This window comes from Streptomyces sp. NPDC037083, assembly GCF_055606485.1.
The window spans coordinates 71,867-91,112 of record NZ_JBVJSQ010000011.1; the positions used below are offsets into that span (position 1 = coordinate 71,867).

Consider the following 19,246-nt stretch of genomic DNA (forward strand, 5'->3'; position numbering starts at 1 on the left):
CCTGGCCGTGCCGACCGGATCCGTGTGATCCGGAAAGGGCGGTGGCGCCGGTTCTCCGGCTCCACCGCCCTTGGCGTTCGCGCCCTTGCGGGCTCAGGACCGGCGCGCCTGGCCCATGAGCCTCGTGAACGTCGTCGGGTCGTCCTCGAAGCCCTGCACGCCGGAGTGGAACGACCAGCCCTCGGACGACTCGCGGACGAACTCCGCGACCGTCGCCGCGCTCGCGCCGAGCACGGCCCCGAAGTCGTCCTCGTCGAGGACGGTGTATCCCTCCCTTATCCGGAAGGCGGGGTTGAGCACGCTGACGAAGGTGCGGTGCTCCGGGTTCTGCTGGATGACGACGCCGAGGACCACGCGCGCGTACCGCGCGTCCAGGCGGTCGAGTTCCAGCGTCATGACCTCGTCCCAGCCGAAGCCCTTGCCGTCCTTGCTGTCCCGATTCAGATAGATCGTGCCGTCGGGTGAGCGACTGTCGAAGTGCACCACGTAGTCAGGGGCGCCGTGCGGATCGCTCGCCAGGTAGGTCGCCGCCACGATGTCCAGGTCGGTGGGCGGCTGCCCCGCAGGACTCGGGTCCCACTTCAGCGCCATCTCGATCTTGCGGATTCCCTTGTTGAGGCCGCTCACCGGACTTCCCTCCCCGTTTCCCCGCCTGCTGTCATTCCGAACGGCCATACCGTCAGGGCCGGTTGCCCATCCTGCCACGCGCGCGTGCCCTGTCGCAGTGCAGCTCTGCGTCCGAGGGTGACCAACGCCACGCCTGCTGGCCTTACCATGGCGCGGTGCTGGTCAAGTGGATTCGCTGCACCGTGGTGGACCGCCGCGGTTTCGAACGGGGACAGCGAAAGTGGGCGGGGCTTCTGGGGGAGCCGGGATTTCGGGGACAGGGCGGGGGCTGGAGCAGGGCACGGCCCTCCGTCGCGCATGTCTTCGCCTTCTGGGAGAGCCGCGCCTTCTACGACTCCTTCATGGCGCGCTCCCACGACCGGCTGGCCACGACCCAGTCGGGCACTTTCAAGGACGCGCAGGTGCGGCTGTTCGACTACCGCTTCGACGTGAAGACCGGCTTCGAGCCCCGCTTCACCGACTCCGACCTGCTGCGGGTCGCCCTCTGCCGGGTCCACGAGGAACGCGCCGAACACTTCACCCTGATGCAGGAGAAGGTGTGGAACCCCGCGATGGCCGGCTCACCCGGCATGATCCGCGGGCTGTTCGCCGAGGCGCCGGGCAGCGAGTTCCTGGTGCTGTCGATGTGGCGCTCGCAGGCCGAGCACGGAAAGTACCGGACCGAACGCGTGGAGCGGCTCGCCCTGCGCGCGCAGACGGAGGCGGACATCTCCTCCCTCACCGGCGACATCGTCGAGCTCGAACCGACCTGGACGGTGTGACGGCGCAGGCCGGGCGACGTACGCCGGCGGCGGCCCTCCGCCGCGTGATTTGTGTGACCTACGCCGTATGGAGGCCCTACGAGTGCTCCATTGGCCGCCAACCGATCTAGGGTTTTGGCATGGCACGACCACGGCGCATCGTCCTTGTCCGGCACGGGGAGTCAACGGGCAATGTTGATGACACCGTCTACGAGAGAGAACCCGACCACGCACTGGCCCTGACCGAGCGGGGCCGGAGGCAGGCCGAGGAGACGGGAAAGCACCTGCGGGAGGTGTTCGGCCGCGAGCGGGTCAGCGTGTACGTCTCCCCCTACCGGCGTACCCACGAGACCCTGCAGGCCTTCCACCTCGATCCCGAGCTGATACGGGTACGCGAGGAGCCCCGGCTGCGCGAGCAGGACTGGGGCAACTGGCAGGACCGCGACGACGTACAGCTGCAGAAGACCTATCGGGACGCCTACGGACACTTCTTCTACCGCTTCGCGCAGGGCGAGAGCGGAGCCGACGTCTACGACCGGGTCGGCGGCTTCCTGGAGAGCCTGTTCCGCAGCTTCGAGGCCCCCGACCACCCGCCGAACGTCCTCCTGGTGACCCACGGCCTGGCGATGCGCCTGTTCTGCATGCGCTGGTTCCACTGGACGGTCGCCGAATTCGAGTCCCTCGCGAACCCGGGGAACGCCGAGATGCGGATGCTCGTTCTGGGGGACGACGACAAGTACACCCTCGACCGGCCCTTCAACCGCTGGCGGGAACCGGAGCCCTACGGGATCACCGGGGATAGAGTGGCTGAGAGATGACCACTGACTCCTCTCCCGCCGGGCGCCTGGAGCGCGCCCTGGCCAGCCTGCGTGGCCTCGCCGTGGGCGACGCACTGGGCTCCCAGTTCTTCGTGCCGGCCAACTATCCGCTGCTGCAGCGCCGCGAGCTGCCCCCCGGTCCCTGGCAGTGGACCGACGACACCGAGATGGCGTGCTCGGTGGTGGCCGTCCTGACCACCCATCACCGCATCGACCAGGACGCCCTGGCCCGCTCCTTCGCCGAGCACCACGACTTCGACCGGGGGTACGGCCCCGCGGTCAACCGGCTGCTGCGGCTGGTCAGGGAAGGCGCCGACTGGCGCGAACTCTCCTCCGCCCTGTTCAACGGCCAGGGGTCCTGGGGCAACGGCGCCGCCATGCGGATCGCGCCCCTCGGCGCCTGGTACGCGGACGACCCCGAGCAGGCGACCCACCAGGCCGAGATCTCCTCCTACCCCACGCATCAGCACCGGGAGGCCGTGGTCGGGGCGATGGCCGTGGCCGCCGCCGCCGCGCTGGCGGGCGCCCCGGGAGGGCCGCCCAACGCCGAGGCGCTGCTGGACGGGGTCGTCGCCCTCGTTCCGAAGAGCGCCGTCGGCGCGGGCCTGCGGCGTGCCAGGGACATGCTCGACTACGCGGACGCGGCCACCGTCGCGGCCGTGCTGGGCTGCGGCCGACGGACGTCGGCCCACGACACCGTGCCCTTCGCGCTGTGGTCGGCCGCTCGCGCCCTCGGTGACTACGAGGCGGCGTTCTGGACCACCGCGCAGGCGGGCGGGGACGTGGACACGACCTGCGCCATCGTGGGCGGGGTGCTCGCCGCCGCCAAGGCCGGATCGCCTCCCGCGGCGTGGGCGCAGCAGGTGGAGGCGCTGCCGGAGTGGCTGTCGGCGTCCGTGTGACGTGAGCGGGGGACGCTCGCCCGCCAGGACGCGGGTGGTGGCAGTTCCCGAAGCGCGTGGTGTGCGGCTGCCCCGGCGTGCGGGACCGCTCACGTGGGCAGGTGTCCGGCTCGACCGATGGAAACTCTCGGTGTTCGCCGGGAACTCTGCGTGACGGTCCCGCGTTGTCCGGACAACCGCGGTGCGACGTGTGCGTGTGTGCACGGAGGGCACGGGGGCCGGGAGAGCGACGTAGGGGGTGGGGTATGCGGTGGGCGCCGTTCATGATCGCGCTGTGGATGTCGAACGTCTGGGCGGGCCGACCGGGGAGCGGGGGACGCGCCTCCACCGTGCCGGGTGACGACACTCCCGGGTCGGCCCGTGGAACCGTCCCGTCAGCCCACCGCGGGACCCGCCGTACCGGCCAGCGCCTCGAGGTCGCTCTTGCGGACCCGGATCACGAGCCCGGCGGTCACCAGGGCGAGGACGGCCATGGCGGCGGCAGGGATGAAAGCCGTCGAGATCCCCTGCGCCAGTACCTCGTGGCCCCAGGGTGCGGGCAGTTGGTGCGTCCGGGCGAACTCGGCCTTCTGCTCCGCGGAGCCGTCGGCGAGGAACTTCGGCAGCTGCTTCTCCGCCTCGTCCTTGGCGGCGGAGCCGAAGACGGTCGTCAGGATCGAGAGGCCGAGCGAACCTCCGACCTGCTGCATGACGTTGAGCAGTCCGGAAGCGGCGCCGGCCTCGTGCGGGGCGACGCCCGAGACGGCGGTGACGGTCGCCGTCACGAAGTTCAGGCCCATGCCGAAGCCGAAGATCAGCATCGGTCCGAGCACACCGCCGACGTAGGAGCTGTCGGGACTGATGAAGGCCTGCCAGGTGAGGCCGACCACCACCAGCGCGGATCCGGCGAGCATGAACGGCTTCGGGCCGAGCACCGGCAGGAACCGCTGCGACAGACCCGCGCCCGTCGCGATGGCGACCGTGACGGGGAGGAAGGCGAGGCCTGCCTTGATCGGGCTGTAGCCCAGCACGTTCTGCACGAAGAGCACGATGTAGAAGAACATGCCGAACATCGCTGCAGCGAGGCTCAGCATGATCACGTATGTGCCGGAGCGGTTGCGGTCGCCGAACATCCGGAGCGGGGTGATCGGCTCCCTGGCCCGTATCTCCGTGAACACGAAGGCGATCAGCAGGATCAGCGCCGCTCCGAAGGCGCCGAGCGTCAGACCGTCCCGCCAGCCTTCCTCCGCCGCCCGGATGAAGCCGTAGACCAGGGAGGCCATACCGGTCGTCGAGGTCAGCGCGCCCGCGATGTCGAAGCGCCCGGGGTGCCGTTCCGACTCGCTGATGTAGAGCGGCGCGAGCGCGGCGATGAGTATGCCGATGGGCACGTTGACGAACAGCACCCAGCGCCAGTCGAGCCATTCCGTCAGCATGCCGCCGGCCAGCAGCCCGAGGGCACCGCCGCCCGCGGAGACCGCGGCGAAGACGCCGAAGGCCCGGTTGCGCTCGGGGCCCTCGGGAAACGTGGTGGTGATGAGCGCCAGCGAGGTGGGCGACGCGATGGCGCCTCCCATGCCCTGCAGGGCGCGTGCGGCGAGCAACTGCCAGGGTTCCTGGGCGAGCCCGCCGAGCAGCGAGGCGAACGTGAAGAGCAGGATGCCCGTCATGAACACCCGGCGCCGGCCGAGGATGTCGCCGGCTCGGGCGCCGAGCAGCAGCAGGCCGCCGAAGGTGAGCGTGTAGGCGCTGACCACCCATGTGAGGTCAGTGGTGCTGAACTCGAGCGCGCCTTGAATGTGCGGGAGTGCGATGTTCACAATCGTCGCGTCGAGTACCACCATGAGCTGGCAGGCCGCGATGACGGTGAGGGCGATGCCGGGATGTCCTTCACGGCGGGCCGCGCCCGGTTTCTGATCCTGAATCAACTGAGAGGTTGTCACTGTGAGTCCCCCACAAGAGCGTTAGTGAACGGTGGCGTTCACTGGCCCGTCAACGGTAGTGAGTTCTTCGTAGTGAACGCAAGCGTTCACTTGTGGCGTCGCCCCTCGGCGTGTCCCCCGCCGCTGTCGCGCAGAGCCGCTGCCCCTCCCGCTCGCCCTCCCCTCCCCGTCCTTTCCGCTCGCTGGAGACACTCAGATGGTTACTTCGCGCTGGGCCGCCGCCCCCGCGCCGACGGCCTCCCCCCGCCGACGCGGCGCCGTGCTCGAACGTGCGATTCTCGATGCCGCGCTGGAGCAGCTGGGCACCGTCGGCTGGAACGGCCTCACGATGGAAGGCGTCGCGGCGAGTGCCCAGACGGGCAAGGCCGCCGTCTATCGCCGCTGGCCGTCCAAGGAGGACCTGGTCGCGGACGCCCTGCGGGCGGGGCTGCCCCGGCTCGACGGCGCACCTGATCGCGGGAGCGTGCGCGAGGACCTGACGGCGCTGTGCCGCGTCACGCGTGACGCGATGTTCTCCCGTCCGGGTCTGGCGCTGCGCTCCATCATTCACGAGTGCGACCCCTCCCAGTCCGAGCGCTTCCAGACGCTGATCTTCGAGGGTGTGGTGGAGCCTGCGCTCAAGCTGCTCCATGAAGTCATCAGCAGGGGAATCGAGCGAGGCGAGGTGCGGTCCGATGCGGCTGACAGCTACGTCTTCGACGCCATTCCCGCCATGATGATGTACCGATCGAAGATGTGCGGTTGCGAATGGAATGATCGCGAACTCGAGGAGATGATCGACCGGCTCATGCTGCCGCTGCTCCGGCCGGACGCCCCCTGAGTGGGCCTGGGGCGTGGATGTGACCGACCGGCGCGAGCTCGATCCCGACCGGGGTGTCGCGACGGGATCCCGGCGGCGTAATCTAAGGGCGCCATGCCGTACGAACCACCCACACACACCGTCGAGCGCTCCCTTCGCGCCACGACCGGAGCCAAGGTCATCGCCGGTGTCGACGAGGTGGGCCGGGGCGCGTGGGCCGGACCTGTCACCGTCTGCGCGGCGGTCACCGGACTGCGTCGGCCCCCCGCAGGTCTCACCGATTCGAAGCTGCTCACCATCAAGCGTCGCAACGCGCTCTCCGAGGAGCTGCTGAAGTGGGTGACGTCGTACGCCCTCGGGCACGCATCGCCCCAGGAGATCGACGACCTCGGGATGACCGCCGCGCTAAGGCTCGCCGCCGGACGCGCCCTGGAGGCGCTTCCGGTCCGCCCGGACGCGGTGATCCTCGACGGGAAGCACGACTACCTCGGTTCCCCTTGGCGCGTCCGCACGGTGATCAAGGGCGACCAGTCGTGCGTGGCGGTCGCGGCGGCCTCGGTGATCGCCAAGGTCCAGCGCGACAAAATGATGGCCGAACTGGGCATCGACCATGCAGACTTCGGTTTTGCGGACAATGCCGGGTATCCGTCGCCCGTGCACAAGGCCGCACTGGAGGAGCGGGGACCCACCCCGTACCACCGGTTGTCGTGGGCGTATCTTGATGCGCTGCCCCAGTGGCGGCACCTCAAGAAGGCCCGCAGCTGGGCGAGCGAAAGCGTTCCGGCGGTCGAAGGCCAACTCGGCTTCGACTTCTGACGGTTTCGCTCGCACTGATGTGCCACCCGCTGGCGCGTGCCGCACCAACGTTTGATAAAAAACAGCTCATGCCTCTCATTCCCGAGGAGCCTCAGATTCACGAGAGTGCCCAGGGTCCCCGCGCCACTCCGGCCAGCGGCCGCACCGCGCCGACCCCTCGACCTGTACCCGGACCCCGTCCCGCGGCTCCGTCGCGTCCCGGTCGTCCCGGACCGCTCCGGCCCACGCCGCCGGCGCAACGCGCGCCGCGTGACGTGGCCGCCAAGCCCGGGCCCTCGGCCCCGGCCGCTCCTGTCGCCGCCCGCGCTGCGGCGACGGCCCAGGTCCAGTTGATCCCGGCCTCGGCCGAGGGTGCGCTGGACGCCGCCGAGGAGGCCGTGGACCTCCTCCTGGAATCCGGTCGCGCCCCGGGGGACGTGCTGGTGATCACCACCGGCGAACAACACCCCTGGGCCGCCCACGAGCTCTCCTTCGGCGAGGCGCCCTACTGGGCGCAGCACGACGCGGGGGACGACGTGTTCTACGCCGATGCCACCGCGGCGGCCCGAGCAGGCGTGCGTCCGGTCGTCGTGGTCGCCGTCAACGGCGGGCCCGACACCGTGGCCGCCACCGTTCTGCCGCTGGCCCTCGCGCGAGCCTCGGCCCTGCTGATCGTCTGCGGCGACCCGCAGCAGATCAACGCGGTGCTGGGCGCGGGCGTCTGAGTCCGTTCCGGTAGGCCGGGAGGCGCCGCGCCCCGGGAGGCGTCGCTGCTGCGGCGCCTCTGCGGTGTGCCCTGGGCCGGTTTCTTCCACCTCGGCCGGCCAGTAATTCAGGCAGCTGGCCGGCCAGTCGTTCAGCTGGCCAGTCGGTCGGTCGGCCGGTCGGGCGGACGGGAGTCTCGGGCGGCCGGGCCTCACGGCAACCGGCCGCCTCTTTTCAGCGAGCGGCCGCGCGACGCATCACTTCGGACGCGGCACCGCCGGTCCGGGGCAGCGGCGGCGGGGCCTCCGACAGGGCGAACGGCTCCGGAGCCGAGTCGGTGTTCGGCCGTCGGCCCCCGCGCCCCTCGCCGAGGACCTGCCAGCCGTCCTGGGTCAAAGTGATGTACGCACCGCAACGCAAGCCGTGCAGTGTGCAGGCGTCACGCAGGCCCCACATCCACGCCCCGTCCTCCTCCGTCCAGCGCGCCTCGCCCTCACGGCAGTAGAGCAGCACGGCGGTACGCACAGGGGTACGAAGCCGTAGGTCATGGGGTATGACCCGGCGGAGCTGGGCAAGCAGGGCGTTGCGGAACACCCAGCCGTCACTCGACGCCTGACGGCGGGTGAACGAGGCGCTGGCCCGCACCCGCTCGTCCGGGTCGAGCACGGCCACGATCGCCGTGGCCGGCCGTGGCCGGTGCCGCGAGTGCAGCCCGCTGACGACTTCCCGTGGGTTGCGCAGCAGCGGAATGCCGGCCGCGGCCCATTCGGCAGGCTCGAGCAAGCGGTTGGCGGAGGTGGCGGACGTGGACGTCGACAACGATGCCGCCGAGGACGGAGCGAATCCGAAGGTCACGATCCTCCCTTCGGCTACGGCCCACACTGCGGGCGGGTCGGATTCGGGGGAGCGCACGCCGCAGCAGAGCCCAACCGGACTGACGGACCGAGCCGTGCGGGGAGCGGACTTCAATTCTTCCTGTCGAACTTGGATGCGGCAACGAGCAATTGGGGCCACCGACCGTTATATGGCGGTGGGTGGCATATATCCCTACCCTGTGATGCGCGGATGGATGCGTGAGCCCACAGTTCAAGCCTTGTAGGTGCCCGTGAGGCAGGGGGTTCGACGCCGGACCACCGACGCCGGACCACCGACGCCGGACCACCGACGCAGGGCACAGTCGTGGGGGCACAGAGGGTGTGCGGGCCGGGGTTCGTCGGGTCTCTCCGTCGAGCCCCGCCGGATGCCGGCGGCGCTCGCCGTATCTCGCCGTATCTCGCCGGGTCTTGTCGGGTTCGCCAGTCACTGCAGAGTCCCGCCTGCCTCCGCCAGGTCCCGCTGGGTCTCGCCAGGTCCCGCCGGTCTCGCAGCGCCTTGGGCGGCCTCGTCGTGGTTCACTCCGTCGGGCGGTCAGCCCTGCATGGTCAGCCCTGCACGGCCAGCACCAGAGGCAACACCCCCTGCGCGCCCGCCCGTCGGAGCATGCGGGCCGCCACCGCAAGGGTCCAGCCCGTCTCGGTGTAGTCGTCCACCAGCAGAACCGGCCCGGGCGTTGCGGCGAGCGCGGCCGCGAGCCCGGGCGGCACCTCCAACATGCCGTCAAGAGCCTTGAGACGTTGGGCGCTGTTGCTCCGGGAGATCGGTGAGCCGTCGGCGGTGTATTCCACCGATCCCAGAAGCGGCAGCCGGCCCACCTCCGCGATCCGTGCGCCCAGGGAGTGGACCAGCCGCGGGCGCGTGCGGGAGGCGACAGTGACCACACCGACCGGGCGGGGTGCGGCGTCGGCCGCTCCGGAAGCCCAACCGCCGGGCCCCTTGGCCCAGTCGGCCAACACGTCCACCACCGCCCTCGCCACGTCGTCCGGAACCGGCCCGTCCGTAGCCTGCGGGGTGAGCATCGGGCGCAGCCGATTGCCCCAGCCGATGTCCGAAAGTCGTCCCAGGGCCCGACCGGTCGCCGCCTGTTCGCCCGCCGGAATGCGTCCCTTGAGGTCCATTCCGATCGCCGCCAGGCCGGTCGGCCACATCCGGCGGGGCTCCACCTCGACCCCCGCGCGGCCCAGGTCCACCCGGGCGGCGTCCAGCGCGGCCGTGGACGTCTCGGCGGCGTAGCGCGCGCCCGCGCAGTTGTCGCATCGTCCGCACGGCTTGGCCCCGTCGTCGTCCAACTGGCGCTGGAGGAACTCCATCCGGCATTCCGTCGTCGACGCGTACTGCCGCATCGCCTCCTGCTCGGCCCTGCGCTGCCGCGCGACCCACGCGTAGCGCTCGGTCTCGTACTGCCACGGCTGCCCGGTCGAGAGCCACCCGCCCTTGACCCGCTTGACCGCCCCGTCCACGTCGAGGACCTTGAGCATGGTCTCCAGGCGAGAGCGGCGCAGTTCCACCATGGGCTCCAGAGCGGGCAACGACACGGGCCGCTCCGCGCGCGCGAGAACGTCCAGAGTGCGACGCACCAGGTCCTCCGACGGGAAGGCGAGCGAGGCGAAGTACTCCCAGATCGCTTCGTCCTCCTTCCCCGGCAGCAACAGCACCTCCGCGTGCTCGACACCGCGCCCGGCGCGGCCCACCTGCTGGTAGTAGGCGATGGGGGAGGAGGGCGAGCCGAGGTGGACGACGAAGCCGAGGTCGGGCTTGTCGAAGCCCATCCCGAGGGCGGAGGTCGCCACCAGCGCCTTCACCTTGTTGGCCAGCAGGTCCTCCTCGGCCTGCTGCCGGTCGGCGTTCTCGGTGCGGCCCGTGTACGAGGCGACGACGTGGCCGCGCTGCCTGAGGAAGGCCGTGACCTCCTCCGCGGCGGCCACGGTGAGCGTGTAGATGATTCCGGAGCCGGGCAGTTCGTCGAGATGGTCGGAGAGCCAGGCCATGCGGTGCGCGGCGTCAGGCAGCCGCAGCACGTTCAGGCTGAGGCTCTCGCGATCCAGCGGGCCGCGAAGCACCAGGGCGTCCGACGAACCCCCGGTGCCGAGTTGTTCGGCGACGTCGGCGGTGACGCGCGCGTTGGCGGTCGCGGTCGTCGCGAGCACCGGGACGCCCGGCGGCAGGTCGGCGAGCATGGTCCGCAGGCGACGGTAGTCCGGCCGGAAGTCGTGGCCCCAGTCGGAGATGCAGTGGGCCTCGTCGACCACGAGCAGCCCGGTCGCGGCGGCCAGTTCGGGCAGCACCTGGTCACGGAAGTCCGGATTGTTGAGCCGCTCGGGACTGACCAGCAGGACGTCGACCGAGCCCGCGGCGATCTCGCCCCGCACCGTCTCCCATTCCTCCGTGTTCGAGGAGTTGATGGTGCGTGCATGGATGCCGGCCCGGGCCGCGGCCTCGACCTGGTTGCGCATCAGGGCGAGCAGCGGGGAGACGATCACGGTGGGACCGGAACCACGGGCGCGGAGCAGCGAGGTCGCCACGAAATAGACCGCGGACTTCCCCCATCCCGTCCGCTGGACCACCAGGGCCCGGCGCCGCTCGGCGACGAGCGCCTCGATCGCCCGCCACTGGTCCTCGCGCAGTCTGGCCACGCCCGAGGCGTCGCCGACGAGGCGGGCGAGGACGGCGTCGGCGTCGGCCCGGAGATCCGTGTTGCTCGTGTGCTCCATGCCTCCATACAACAGGACGGCGCTGACAATCCGGTCACGGCCGTTGGGGGAGCAGGGCTCGCGGCTGGTCGGATCCGCGATTCCGGGCAGGTCTGGCATGTCTAGGCCTGGCACCCAGGTCTGGCATGTCCTTGATCGGAGTTATCCACAGGGTCAGCGGGATTTCGGGATCCGCGAGATCGTCTGCGCATGACGAATCACAGCGAAACCACTGGATCCGCCGGAAACGACGACATCATCCGACACGGCGGATGTGACGCACGAGGGGCACGGGGCGGGCGTGACGCCCATGACACCCGAAACGCCCTCGGCTCGAGCGAGGGAAGCAGGGGAAGCGGTCGGCGGGATCTAGAGGACGAGCCGGAGGGAGGAGCCGCGGGACACGGGGAGCGGGGAGGAACGGGAGTGCCCGGCGACGAGGGAGAGGGCGGAGACGGCGAAGACCGCGTCGACGACCGGGGCCTCAACGAGAGCCGGGCAGCTCGGGAGGCCCCGCCGGAGACGGGTGGCCACACGACGTACGTCAGTCACACGATGTGCGAAGGCGACGCCGGCACCGAGTACGGCGTGAGTCAGGCCGCCCACCAGGTCACTCTGCGCTCCCCGGGCGAACTGGCCGATGCCCTGCCCTACCTGCTCGGATACCGGCCGGAGGACAGCATCGTCCTGGTCGCGTTACACGATCGCGGCGGACGAGGCCGGTTCGGTGGCCGCGCCCGGCTCGGCATCCCGGCGAACCCGGACGACTGGCCCGCAGTGGCCCAGCAGTTGGCGCAAGGCCTCGTCAAGGGCAGTGAGCGCCGGGGCGATCGTCCCGCGCAGATGGTCGCCTACCTCTGTCAGGAGCCGGGGACGGGGGAGACGGGCCGTGCGGTCATGGAACGCCTGCAGCCACTGGCCCAACAGCTCCGTCTCGAATGCGGCGGCCTCGACATCCCGGTGATCGAAGCGCTCTGCATCGCCGACGGCCGATTCTGGTCGTACTGCTGCGCAGGCGCAGGATGCTGCCCGGTCGAGGGCGTTCCGATGGGCCTGCCCGGTACCTCTGTGCTGGCCGCGGCCGCGACGTACGCGGGCATCCAGGTCCGAGGCACGTTGCGTGAGCTACGGGCGCGGCTGCAGCCCCTGGAGACCGGCGCCGCGCTGCAGCAGGAAGTCGCCCTGGACACCGCAGGCATGGCGCTCGTACCGAGGATCCTCGACGACGCGAATCGCGCGGCCGTCTCGGCCGAGACGCTCGAACTGGCCGGACAGGTCATGCGTCGCTTCGCCGAAGGGCCCGTCGTGCCGGGCGCTCTCCTCGCGGATCACCGAGACGACGAACTGCTCGGATTCGACGAGGCCGCGGCCCTGATTCTCGGCCTTCAGGACCGCGTGACGCGCGACCGCGCGGCGGAGTGGATGGAGGGCGAGGAGGCTGCCCCCGCGCTGCGCCTGTGGCGAGCACTGGCGCGCCGCTGCGTCGGACCCTACGGCGAACATGCGGCGGCGCCGCTCACCCTCGCCGGCTGGGTCGCGTGGTCCAGCGGCGACGAACTCGAGGCGAGGGAGGCCCTCGCGATGGCTCTGGGCGCGGACCCGGAATATCTCTTCGCCCGTCTCCTGCACCAGGCCTGCAACGAGGGCCTCGACCCCGAGTCGGTACGGCGTTGCCTGCGCGCCGAGCGCGGGGGACGCGGGCAGCGCCCGGCAGTGCAAAGGCCGGGCTGGGACGCGACGGCCGGGGGAGGGGAAGGCGCGCCTGCCGAGGAGGCCGTGGGCGGAACCGGCACACGGAACGTCGTGGACGACCTCGGCCCAGTCGACGGCCCCGGCCAAGCCGACGACCTCGGCCAAGCCGACGACATGGCCCGCCCCGGTGTCGGGAAGGGCGCCGCGGACTCGAGCCCGCGCGGCTCGGAGGCAGACGCGTCAGGGCCTGCGAGCACATCCGCCCGCACTACTGCCCGCAGGCGCCGCCGCCTTCGTCCTGCCCCCGCCGGGAGCGGCCCGGCGCCGGCAGCAGAGGGCGGGACGAAGGAAGTGGGATCAAAGCGAGCCGAACAACCAGGGGGAGCCGAAGGGACCGGAGGCGCAGGAGGGGCCGAAGCAGCACCAGAGGCCGGAGGCGCAGGAGGGACAGAACGAGCCGGGGGGACAGAACGAGCAGCAACGCCAGGAAGCACGGAACCGGGACGGGCCCCGGACCGCTGCGCAGCGGCGAGGAAGGGCGGCCTTCGCTCTCCGCTGACGAAGACGCACGCCGCACGTCCCACTGCCCCGGGCCTAGGAGGATCCCGCACGCGTCCGGTACGCAAGCCCCCTACGCGACGTCACGGCGAGGGCTTGGAAGGCATGCGGTCCGACGGCGGCGACACTCGTGACAAGGCTTGAGCGATGCCTCGGGCAAACCTTGGTGACCGACCCCTGTCCGTCGGCCCGTTTCCCGTCCGAATCGGGCCCGGTATCCCCGTCCGTACCGGGCCCGGTCTCCCGCCCGTATGGGCCCCGTGGCCCGTCTGTAGCGCGCCCGGATCCTGACCGGTGCGTCCAGCCAGGCCGCCATTCGGTGGGGCGCGAGCCCAGATGCGTGACTTGGTGAAGCCCCGTCCCGTTCACCTGAGTGGCGGATTGCCCCGTACAGGGCGTACCGCCGCAGCTCACCCGCCCTGCCGGAGCCTTCCACCAGGCCTCGACCCCGCCCGAGGCGCACAGAGAGCAGAAGAAGTCACCGCATGCATCAGCCGACTCCGCCCTCCGCCGCCGACGAACGCTCCAGCCACGAGAACCCCGTGCCGCCCCGCGGCGAGGGTGTCGACCGACCGCTTTCGGACGGGCCGCCGGATCCGCGAAGGGCCCTGTTCCCCGGAGACGCCCGGCGCCCCTGGCCCCATGACGGGTCGGACGGGGGCCCTGGCCCGTACACCGGACAGGACGGCCGCGCCCTGTCCCGCCTTCCGACGTCCGCCGTGGCCGGTCGTCCGTCGGCGACCTCGGGCAGGGGCGCCACGCCACCTGCCCGGTCGCCGGCGCCGCCACGCACCGCCGGTCTGCCCCCCGCTCACACGGCGATGATCTGCGTCGCCCTGCCGGGCCTCGCCATCTCGACGGAACAGGGGCAGCTGAACGGGCGGGGCCTGGAAGGCTTCTACCGGGCGGGGCGGCGCATCCTGTCCCGTTGCCAGGTTCGGGTGGCGGGACGCGAACCGCTGGTCGTCCAGGCCCGTATGACACTGGCCGACAGTGCGCGGTTCGTCGGAACCCTGCGCGTCACTCCGCACGGCGGCCCCGACCCGGACGTCGTCGTCGAGCGGACCCGGTCCGCGGACGGAACGGAGCGGATCACCCTGCGCAGCGCCGCCGCACGGCCGCTTCGCCTCCCCGTCGAGGTGGCCCTCGGCACCGACCTGGCGGACCTGGGGGCGATCGCCGCCGGCACCGTGGGCCCCGAACTGCCCGCCAGCGTCCACGACTGCGGGCTGCGCTGGTCCTGCGCGGCCGGGACCTCGAGCGTCACCGCCGACCCCCCACCCTCCGACGCCATCGCCTCCGCAGGACTGCTGCGCTGGAATTTCGACGTGCCGCCCGGCGGCAGCGTCTGCGTGGAACTGCGAGTCCGGCTGGACGGCACGGGCCCGGTCCGTGCCGTGGGCCGTGCGGCGACGAACCCGCTCGCGTCTGCACAAGCCACGGGCGACGACCCGCGCGTCCGCGCCCTCCTCGCGACGAGCGTCGAGGATCTGCAGGCTCTGCTGGTGCGCGACCCCGAGTACCCCGCGGACACCCACCTCGCGGCGGGGGCACCGTGGCGCTGCGGCCTGGCCCCGGCCGAAGCCCTCGCCGCGGCCCGTATGACGCTGCCTCTCGGCACCCGTCTCGCCGCGGGCACGCTGCGTACGCTCGCCCGTACCCAGGTCACGGCCCCGGGACCCCGCCACGGCATGATCCCCGGTCCGCGACGGGACGCGGGCGTGCACCTGCCACCGGCCTGCACGGGAACGGAAGCCACGCTGCTCTTCCCGGTGCTCCTCGCCGAAGCCCGCCGCTGGGGTCTGCCCGACAGTGAGACGGAGGAACTGCTGCCGGCGGCCGAACGTTGCCTGACCTGGCTGCGCGCCTCGGTCGGTGACGGGCCCTACCTGAGGGATCCCCAGCCCAACGGACCGGTCCGCTGCGAGACCCAGGCGCACGCCCACCGTGCGGCACTGCTCGGCTCCGACCTGCTCGACGCCTGCGGAAGACCGGGCGGCGGCGCGCTACGTGAGTGGGCCCGGACGGCGCGGGCGGTGTTCCGGCGGGACTTCTGGATCGACGACCCGGGAGGCGGTCGGCCCGCTGCCGCCCTCGGACCGGACGGGCGGCCGCTGCCCCACCTCTGTGCGACCACCGTCCACATCCTCGACACCGGTCTGCTCGGCGGCGGCGCCCACGCACCCGGGCTCCTGGACAAGGTGCAGACCGAGCAACTCGCCCGGCTGCTCGGCAGTCCCGCCATGGACTCGGGCTGGGGGCTTCGCGGCCTCGGCGCGAAGGAGGTCGGCCATAACCCCTTCGGCCATCGCAGCGGCGCCGTACGGGTGCACGAGACGGCGATCGCCGTCGCGGGACTGGCCGCCACCGGCTACGAGAGGGAGAGCACGGCGCTGCTGCGAGGCGTACTGGCGGCAGCCGAGGCTTTCAACCACCGCCTCCCGGAGATGTACGCCGGCGAGCAGCGCGGCGACGGAAGCGCGCCCCTGCCCCACCCGGCCGCCTGCCGGCCCGCAGCCACCGCGGCGGCGGCCGGAGTCCTGCTGCTGACCACCCTCGCAGGCATCCGGCCGGACGCGCCGGCCGGAACCGTCACGCTGCGCCCCCTGCCGAGCGCGCCTCTGGGCGAGGTCGGCCTCACCGGCCTGCGGGTGGCGGGCGCCCCCTTCTCCGTACGGGTCAGCCGGCTCGGACTCGCCATGGTGGAGGAGGCCGCCGACGGCCTCCAACTGGGGGTGTGACCCCATGTGACCTCGGGGGACACGAAGCAGCTCAGGCGCCGGGGCGCACGGTGACACCCGTGCCGAACCGAAGTGGATCAGCGGTCGACGAGACCGCGGAAGGGAGTGTTTATCGTCAGGAAGACGACTATGATCGCCGCATGCCCTACGACCCGTCAGCCTTTCCGCCCTTCGCCGTCACCGTGGACCTGGTCGTGCTGACCGTGCGTCGCCATGCCCTGTGCGCGCTGGCGGTACGCAGGGGCGAGGCGCCGTTCCAGGGACGGTGGGCGCTGCCCGGCGGCTTCGTACGGGCCGACGAGGACCTGACCCAGGCGGCGGCGCGTGAACTGGCCGAGGAGACCGGTCTGCATGCCCACGACCCCTCGGTTCCGGCTCAGGACAACGGCGCTCACCTGGAACAGCTCGCCACATACGGCGATCCCAAGCGCGACCCCCGGATGCGCGTCGTCAGCGTCGCCCATCTGGCACTCGCCCCGGATCTGCCGGCTCCGCGAGCGGGCGGCGACGCCAGCAACGCGCGTTGGGCGCCAGTCGAGGAACTGCTGCACCACGGGGGCTACGGCCGGGACGGCGAACCGGTCGCGCCGCTCGCCTTCGACCACGCCCAGATCCTCGCGGACGGGGTGGAGCGAGCCCGTTCCAAGATCGAGTACTCCTCCCTCGCGACCGCGTTCTGCCCCACCGAATTCACGGTCGGCGAACTGCGCCGCGTCTACGAGGCGGTATGGGGTGTGGCGCTCGACCCGCGCAACTTCCATCGCAAGGTGACCGGCACCCCCGGCTTCCTGGTGCCCACCGGCGGCACCACGACCCGACAGGGCGGCCGCCCGGCCCAACTGTTCCGGGCGGGCGGTGCCACATTGCTCAACCCGCCGATGCTGCGGCCCGAGGTCTGACGCGCCCGAGCTTTGACATGCCCGGACGGCTGACGTGCCTAGACGTCCGGCAGGACCGAAGTCTGACGTGCCCAAAGCCTGAGGTGCCCGAGGTCTGATGAGCCCAGGCGTCCGGCGGCCCCGAAGTCTGGCATGCCCGGACGGTGGCGGCCCCGAGGCCCGACGTCGGTCCGCCCTGGCGGCTGACGCACGGGAACGGATTCCGAACGGAGCAAGCCGGCTTGCGCACTCGACCGTGCGGTGAACGGAAAAAACGGACATAGCGCGCTATCTTGCTACGGGTGATCCAGGCCTTCGGATTGACCAGCAACTCCAGCAAAGCGCTTCCGCCCGCCGTCGACGACGTCTCTTTCGAGGCGCACGCGGGCCGCGTCACCGTGCTGCTCGGAGCTCCGGGCGCCGGTAAGACCACCGTGCTGAGACTGATGCTCGAACTCGAAGAGGGCCGCGGTCTCGCCCATTTCAGAGGCCGCCCCCTGCACCGCATCGCCCACCCCTCGCGCGAGGTCGGCGTCCTTCTGGGCGACGTGCCGGGGCACCCCGCCCGCACGGTGCGCGGCCATCTGCGCATGCTGTGCGCGGCCGCCGGCGTGCCGGTCCGGCGGGCCGACGAGGTGCTCGAAGTGGTCGGGCTGGTCAGCCTGCGCGACGAGCGCCTCGGTGCCCTCTCCCGCGGCGTCGACCGGAGACTCGGACTGGCCTGCGCCCTTCTCGCCGACCCGCACACCCTCGTCCTCGACGAGCCCGCAGACGGGCTCTCCGGGCGCGAGAGCCGTTGGCTCTTCGGCATGCTGCGTGCTCACGCGGACCAGGGCGGCACGGTTCTGACGACCACGGCCGATTCCAAGGAGGCCGCCCGCACCGCCGACCGCGTCGTCACCCTGGACCAGGGCAGGGTCGTCGCCGATCAGGAGGTCGCCGAGTTCGCCCGCACCCGGCTGCGCCCCCGCGTGGCCGTGCGCAGCCCGCACGCCATGCGGCTGGCCGCCCTGCTCGCCACGGAGGCCCGAGCCGCGCGACGTTCCGTGGAGGTCGTGCAGGAGGACGGCAACCGGCTCTCCGTGTACGGCAGCACGTGCGCCGACGTCGGCGAAACGGCGTTCCGCAACGGCATCCTCGTCCACCAACTCGCCGACGAGACGGGGGACATGGGGCCAGAAGCAGGTGCGGGTGCAGGGACGGAGTCGCTGCGTGGGGCGTGGGCCGGAGCGGGGTCGTGTCGGTCGGGAGCCGCGGGGCCGGACACGTCGGCCGGGAGGCGTGCCGTCGTCGTCTCCGGGGTGGGCGCGGACGGCCTGGAGTCGTCCGAGCGCTCCGGTGCGCAGGACGGCGCCCGGGAGACGGTCGCCGCTGTCGCGCCGCATCCGTCCGACGCCGAACTGGCACCGCCCCTCGCGACGTACCGGCCGATCGATGAGCCCTCGACGAACGGCGCCGCGGTTTCCGAAGCCGCCGCCCGGCCCGCCGCGGCCGCGCCGGGCGCCGCCGACAGCGGTCCCTCGGACGCACCGGACGCACCGGCCGCGACCACGGCTCTCACCGTGGAGCACCGTCGACCCGGCGCCGAACCGCCCGTAGTGCCCTACGCCCGGCGCACCGCCCGAGTGTCCGTGTCCCGGACCCCCGACGTCCTGCCGGCCCTGCCGCCTCCCATCTCCGTCCGCTCCGCTCCCAGTCCCCTGCGCCCCCTCCGCTACGAAATCCGCCGCGCCACCGGGATCGGCACCGGGTTCGTCACCGGTGCCGCCGTGCTGCTCGCCTCCGTCCTCACCGCCCTGCTCCTGGCCCGCGCGGGCCACACCCAGCAGGCGCGACTGCTGGCCGCGTGGCCGGTGGAACTGCCGCTGCCCCCCGCCGCGCTCGGCGCCGGGCTGCTCGGCGCGCTGGCCTTCGGCGACGAGTTCCGCCACCCCGCCCTGGCCGCGGACCGCGGCACCGTGCCGCGCAGGCTCGGGGTGCTCACCGCCAAGCTCCTCGTGGCCGCCCTGACCGCGCTGATGCTCGCCTTCGTCACGGTGGGCTGCGACGCCGAAGCGCTCTATCTCGTCTACGGACGGGAGCTCGCGCGAGTTCCCGCGGACTGGATCGGCCTGAGCGCGAGTTGGGTCGGGCTCGTGGTCGGCTGCGCCTGGGCCGGAGTGCTGGCCGCCGGGGTCTTCCGGTCCACCACGGCCGGACTGGCGGCGGTGCTCGCCGTGCCCGTGGTCGTCGTACCCGTCGTACAGGAGGCCGTGGAGAGCACGTCCGTGCGGATGGCGGCGGGGTTCTCGATGCGGTTGCGCGAGACGCTCCTGGTGCAGTGGCCCTTCGGGGGAGAGCGCTATCTGACGGGTCTGGCACGGGTGATCACCCAACCTGTCGGTGGGGCAATGACGTTGTCCCTGACCGCCCTGCTGTGCGCGTATCTGCTCACAGCCCTGCGTAGCAGGGTCCGATGACGACTGTCCCCGGCCGATCCCGTCCTGGCATGTGCGCAACTCCC

14 protein-coding genes are annotated in these 19,246 nt (G+C 71.9%); 10 read left to right on the forward strand and 4 right to left on the reverse strand.

Annotation, left to right across the window (positions count from 1 at the left end; all coding sequences use genetic code 11):
• Positions 1 to 93: 93 nt before the first annotated feature.
• Positions 94 to 627 carry a TerD family protein gene (locus tag ACZ7DE_RS27355; protein ID WP_470765631.1) on the reverse strand — a complete coding sequence of 178 codons (534 nt, stop codon included), beginning with the start codon at positions 625 to 627 and terminating at the stop codon, positions 94 to 96.
• A 155-nt stretch (positions 628 to 782) separates the two neighbouring features.
• Between ACZ7DE_RS27355 and ACZ7DE_RS27360 the strand changes: the two genes are divergently transcribed.
• The 3 genes from ACZ7DE_RS27360 (at position 783) to ACZ7DE_RS27370 (ending at position 3,087) form a co-directional block, all read left to right on the forward strand.
• Positions 783 to 1,388, forward strand: coding sequence for a YdbC family protein (locus ACZ7DE_RS27360; RefSeq protein WP_470765633.1), 606 nt, complete (start codon positions 783 to 785; stop codon positions 1,386 to 1,388).
• Positions 1,389 to 1,507: 119 nt separating this feature from the next.
• Positions 1,508 to 2,185, forward strand: a complete 678-nt coding sequence (locus tag ACZ7DE_RS27365; RefSeq protein WP_470765635.1) for a histidine phosphatase family protein — start codon at positions 1,508 to 1,510, stop codon at positions 2,183 to 2,185.
• A complete protein-coding gene (locus ACZ7DE_RS27370; RefSeq protein ID WP_470765637.1) occupies positions 2,182 to 3,087 on the forward strand; it encodes an ADP-ribosylglycohydrolase family protein in 906 nt (301 codons plus the stop codon). The genes ACZ7DE_RS27365 and ACZ7DE_RS27370 overlap by 4 nt, the downstream gene beginning before the upstream one ends.
• 374 nt (positions 3,088 to 3,461) lie before the next feature.
• On the opposite strand, the gene ACZ7DE_RS27375 is transcribed toward ACZ7DE_RS27370, so the two are convergent.
• Positions 3,462 to 5,009: an MFS transporter gene (locus ACZ7DE_RS27375; RefSeq protein ID WP_470765639.1), complete on the reverse strand. Its 1,548-nt coding sequence runs from the start codon at positions 5,007 to 5,009 to the stop codon at positions 3,462 to 3,464.
• 196 nt (positions 5,010 to 5,205) lie between these two features.
• Here ACZ7DE_RS27375 and ACZ7DE_RS27380 point away from each other — a divergent pair, with 196 nt between their 5' ends.
• From ACZ7DE_RS27380 to ACZ7DE_RS27390, 3 genes are all read left to right on the forward strand, one after another.
• Positions 5,206 to 5,829, forward strand: a complete 624-nt coding sequence (locus ACZ7DE_RS27380) for a TetR/AcrR family transcriptional regulator (protein ID WP_470765641.1) — start codon at positions 5,206 to 5,208, stop codon at positions 5,827 to 5,829.
• 93 nt (positions 5,830 to 5,922) lie between these two features.
• The gene (locus ACZ7DE_RS27385; RefSeq protein ID WP_470765643.1) at positions 5,923 to 6,624 is read left to right on the forward strand and encodes a ribonuclease HII; all 702 of its coding nucleotides are present in this window, start codon (positions 5,923 to 5,925) and stop codon (positions 6,622 to 6,624) included.
• A gap of 68 nt (positions 6,625 to 6,692) precedes the next feature.
• On the forward strand, positions 6,693 to 7,328 hold the full coding sequence (locus ACZ7DE_RS27390; protein WP_470765645.1) for a hypothetical protein: 636 nt from the start codon (positions 6,693 to 6,695) through the stop codon (positions 7,326 to 7,328).
• Between the two features lie 214 nt (positions 7,329 to 7,542).
• On the opposite strand, the gene ACZ7DE_RS27395 is transcribed toward ACZ7DE_RS27390, so the two are convergent.
• Both ACZ7DE_RS27395 and ACZ7DE_RS27400 read right to left on the reverse strand, forming a co-directional pair.
• A complete protein-coding gene (locus ACZ7DE_RS27395) occupies positions 7,543 to 8,163 on the reverse strand; it encodes a hypothetical protein (RefSeq protein ID WP_470765647.1) in 621 nt (206 codons plus the stop codon).
• A 566-nt stretch (positions 8,164 to 8,729) separates the two neighbouring features.
• Positions 8,730 to 10,895, reverse strand: a complete 2,166-nt coding sequence (locus tag ACZ7DE_RS27400) for a RecQ family ATP-dependent DNA helicase (RefSeq protein ID WP_470765649.1) — start codon at positions 10,893 to 10,895, stop codon at positions 8,730 to 8,732.
• A gap of 534 nt (positions 10,896 to 11,429) precedes the next feature.
• Here ACZ7DE_RS27400 and ACZ7DE_RS27405 point away from each other — a divergent pair.
• From ACZ7DE_RS27405 to ACZ7DE_RS27420, 4 genes are all read left to right on the forward strand, one after another.
• Entirely contained in the window at positions 11,430 to 13,268 is a 1,839-nt protein-coding gene (locus ACZ7DE_RS27405) for a DUF4192 domain-containing protein (protein ID WP_470766073.1), read from the forward strand.
• Between the two features lie 677 nt (positions 13,269 to 13,945).
• The gene (locus tag ACZ7DE_RS27410; RefSeq protein ID WP_470765651.1) at positions 13,946 to 15,865 is read left to right on the forward strand and encodes a glycogen debranching N-terminal domain-containing protein; all 1,920 of its coding nucleotides are present in this window, start codon (positions 13,946 to 13,948) and stop codon (positions 15,863 to 15,865) included.
• Positions 15,866 to 16,005: 140 nt separating this feature from the next.
• The gene (locus tag ACZ7DE_RS27415) at positions 16,006 to 16,764 is read left to right on the forward strand and encodes an NUDIX hydrolase (protein ID WP_470765653.1); all 759 of its coding nucleotides are present in this window, start codon (positions 16,006 to 16,008) and stop codon (positions 16,762 to 16,764) included.
• A gap of 281 nt (positions 16,765 to 17,045) precedes the next feature.
• Positions 17,046 to 19,202, forward strand: a complete 2,157-nt coding sequence (locus ACZ7DE_RS27420) for an ABC transporter ATP-binding protein (RefSeq protein WP_470765655.1) — start codon at positions 17,046 to 17,048, stop codon at positions 19,200 to 19,202.
• Positions 19,203 to 19,246: the final 44 nt, after the last annotated feature.

Excerpts from the sequence above, each read along its gene's own strand:
- ACZ7DE_RS27365 (WP_470765635.1), top strand. The coding sequence starts at position 1,508 with ATGGCACGACCACGGCGCATCGTCCTTGTCCGGCACGGGGAGTCAACG.
- ACZ7DE_RS27370 (WP_470765637.1), top strand. The coding sequence starts at position 2,182 with ATGACCACTGACTCCTCTCCCGCCGGGCGCCTGGAGCGCGCCCTGGCC.
- ACZ7DE_RS27380 (WP_470765641.1), top strand. The coding sequence starts at position 5,206 with ATGGTTACTTCGCGCTGGGCCGCCGCCCCCGCGCCGACGGCCTCCCCC.
- ACZ7DE_RS27385 (WP_470765643.1), top strand. The coding sequence starts at position 5,923 with ATGCCGTACGAACCACCCACACACACCGTCGAGCGCTCCCTTCGCGCC.
- ACZ7DE_RS27390 (WP_470765645.1), top strand. The coding sequence starts at position 6,693 with ATGCCTCTCATTCCCGAGGAGCCTCAGATTCACGAGAGTGCCCAGGGT.
- ACZ7DE_RS27400 (WP_470765649.1), bottom strand. The coding sequence starts at position 10,895 with ATGGAGCACACGAGCAACACGGATCTCCGGGCCGACGCCGACGCCGTC.
- ACZ7DE_RS27405 (WP_470766073.1), top strand. The coding sequence starts at position 11,430 with ATGTGCGAAGGCGACGCCGGCACCGAGTACGGCGTGAGTCAGGCCGCC.
- ACZ7DE_RS27410 (WP_470765651.1), top strand. The coding sequence starts at position 13,946 with ATGATCTGCGTCGCCCTGCCGGGCCTCGCCATCTCGACGGAACAGGGG.
- ACZ7DE_RS27415 (WP_470765653.1), top strand. The coding sequence starts at position 16,006 with ATGCCCTACGACCCGTCAGCCTTTCCGCCCTTCGCCGTCACCGTGGAC.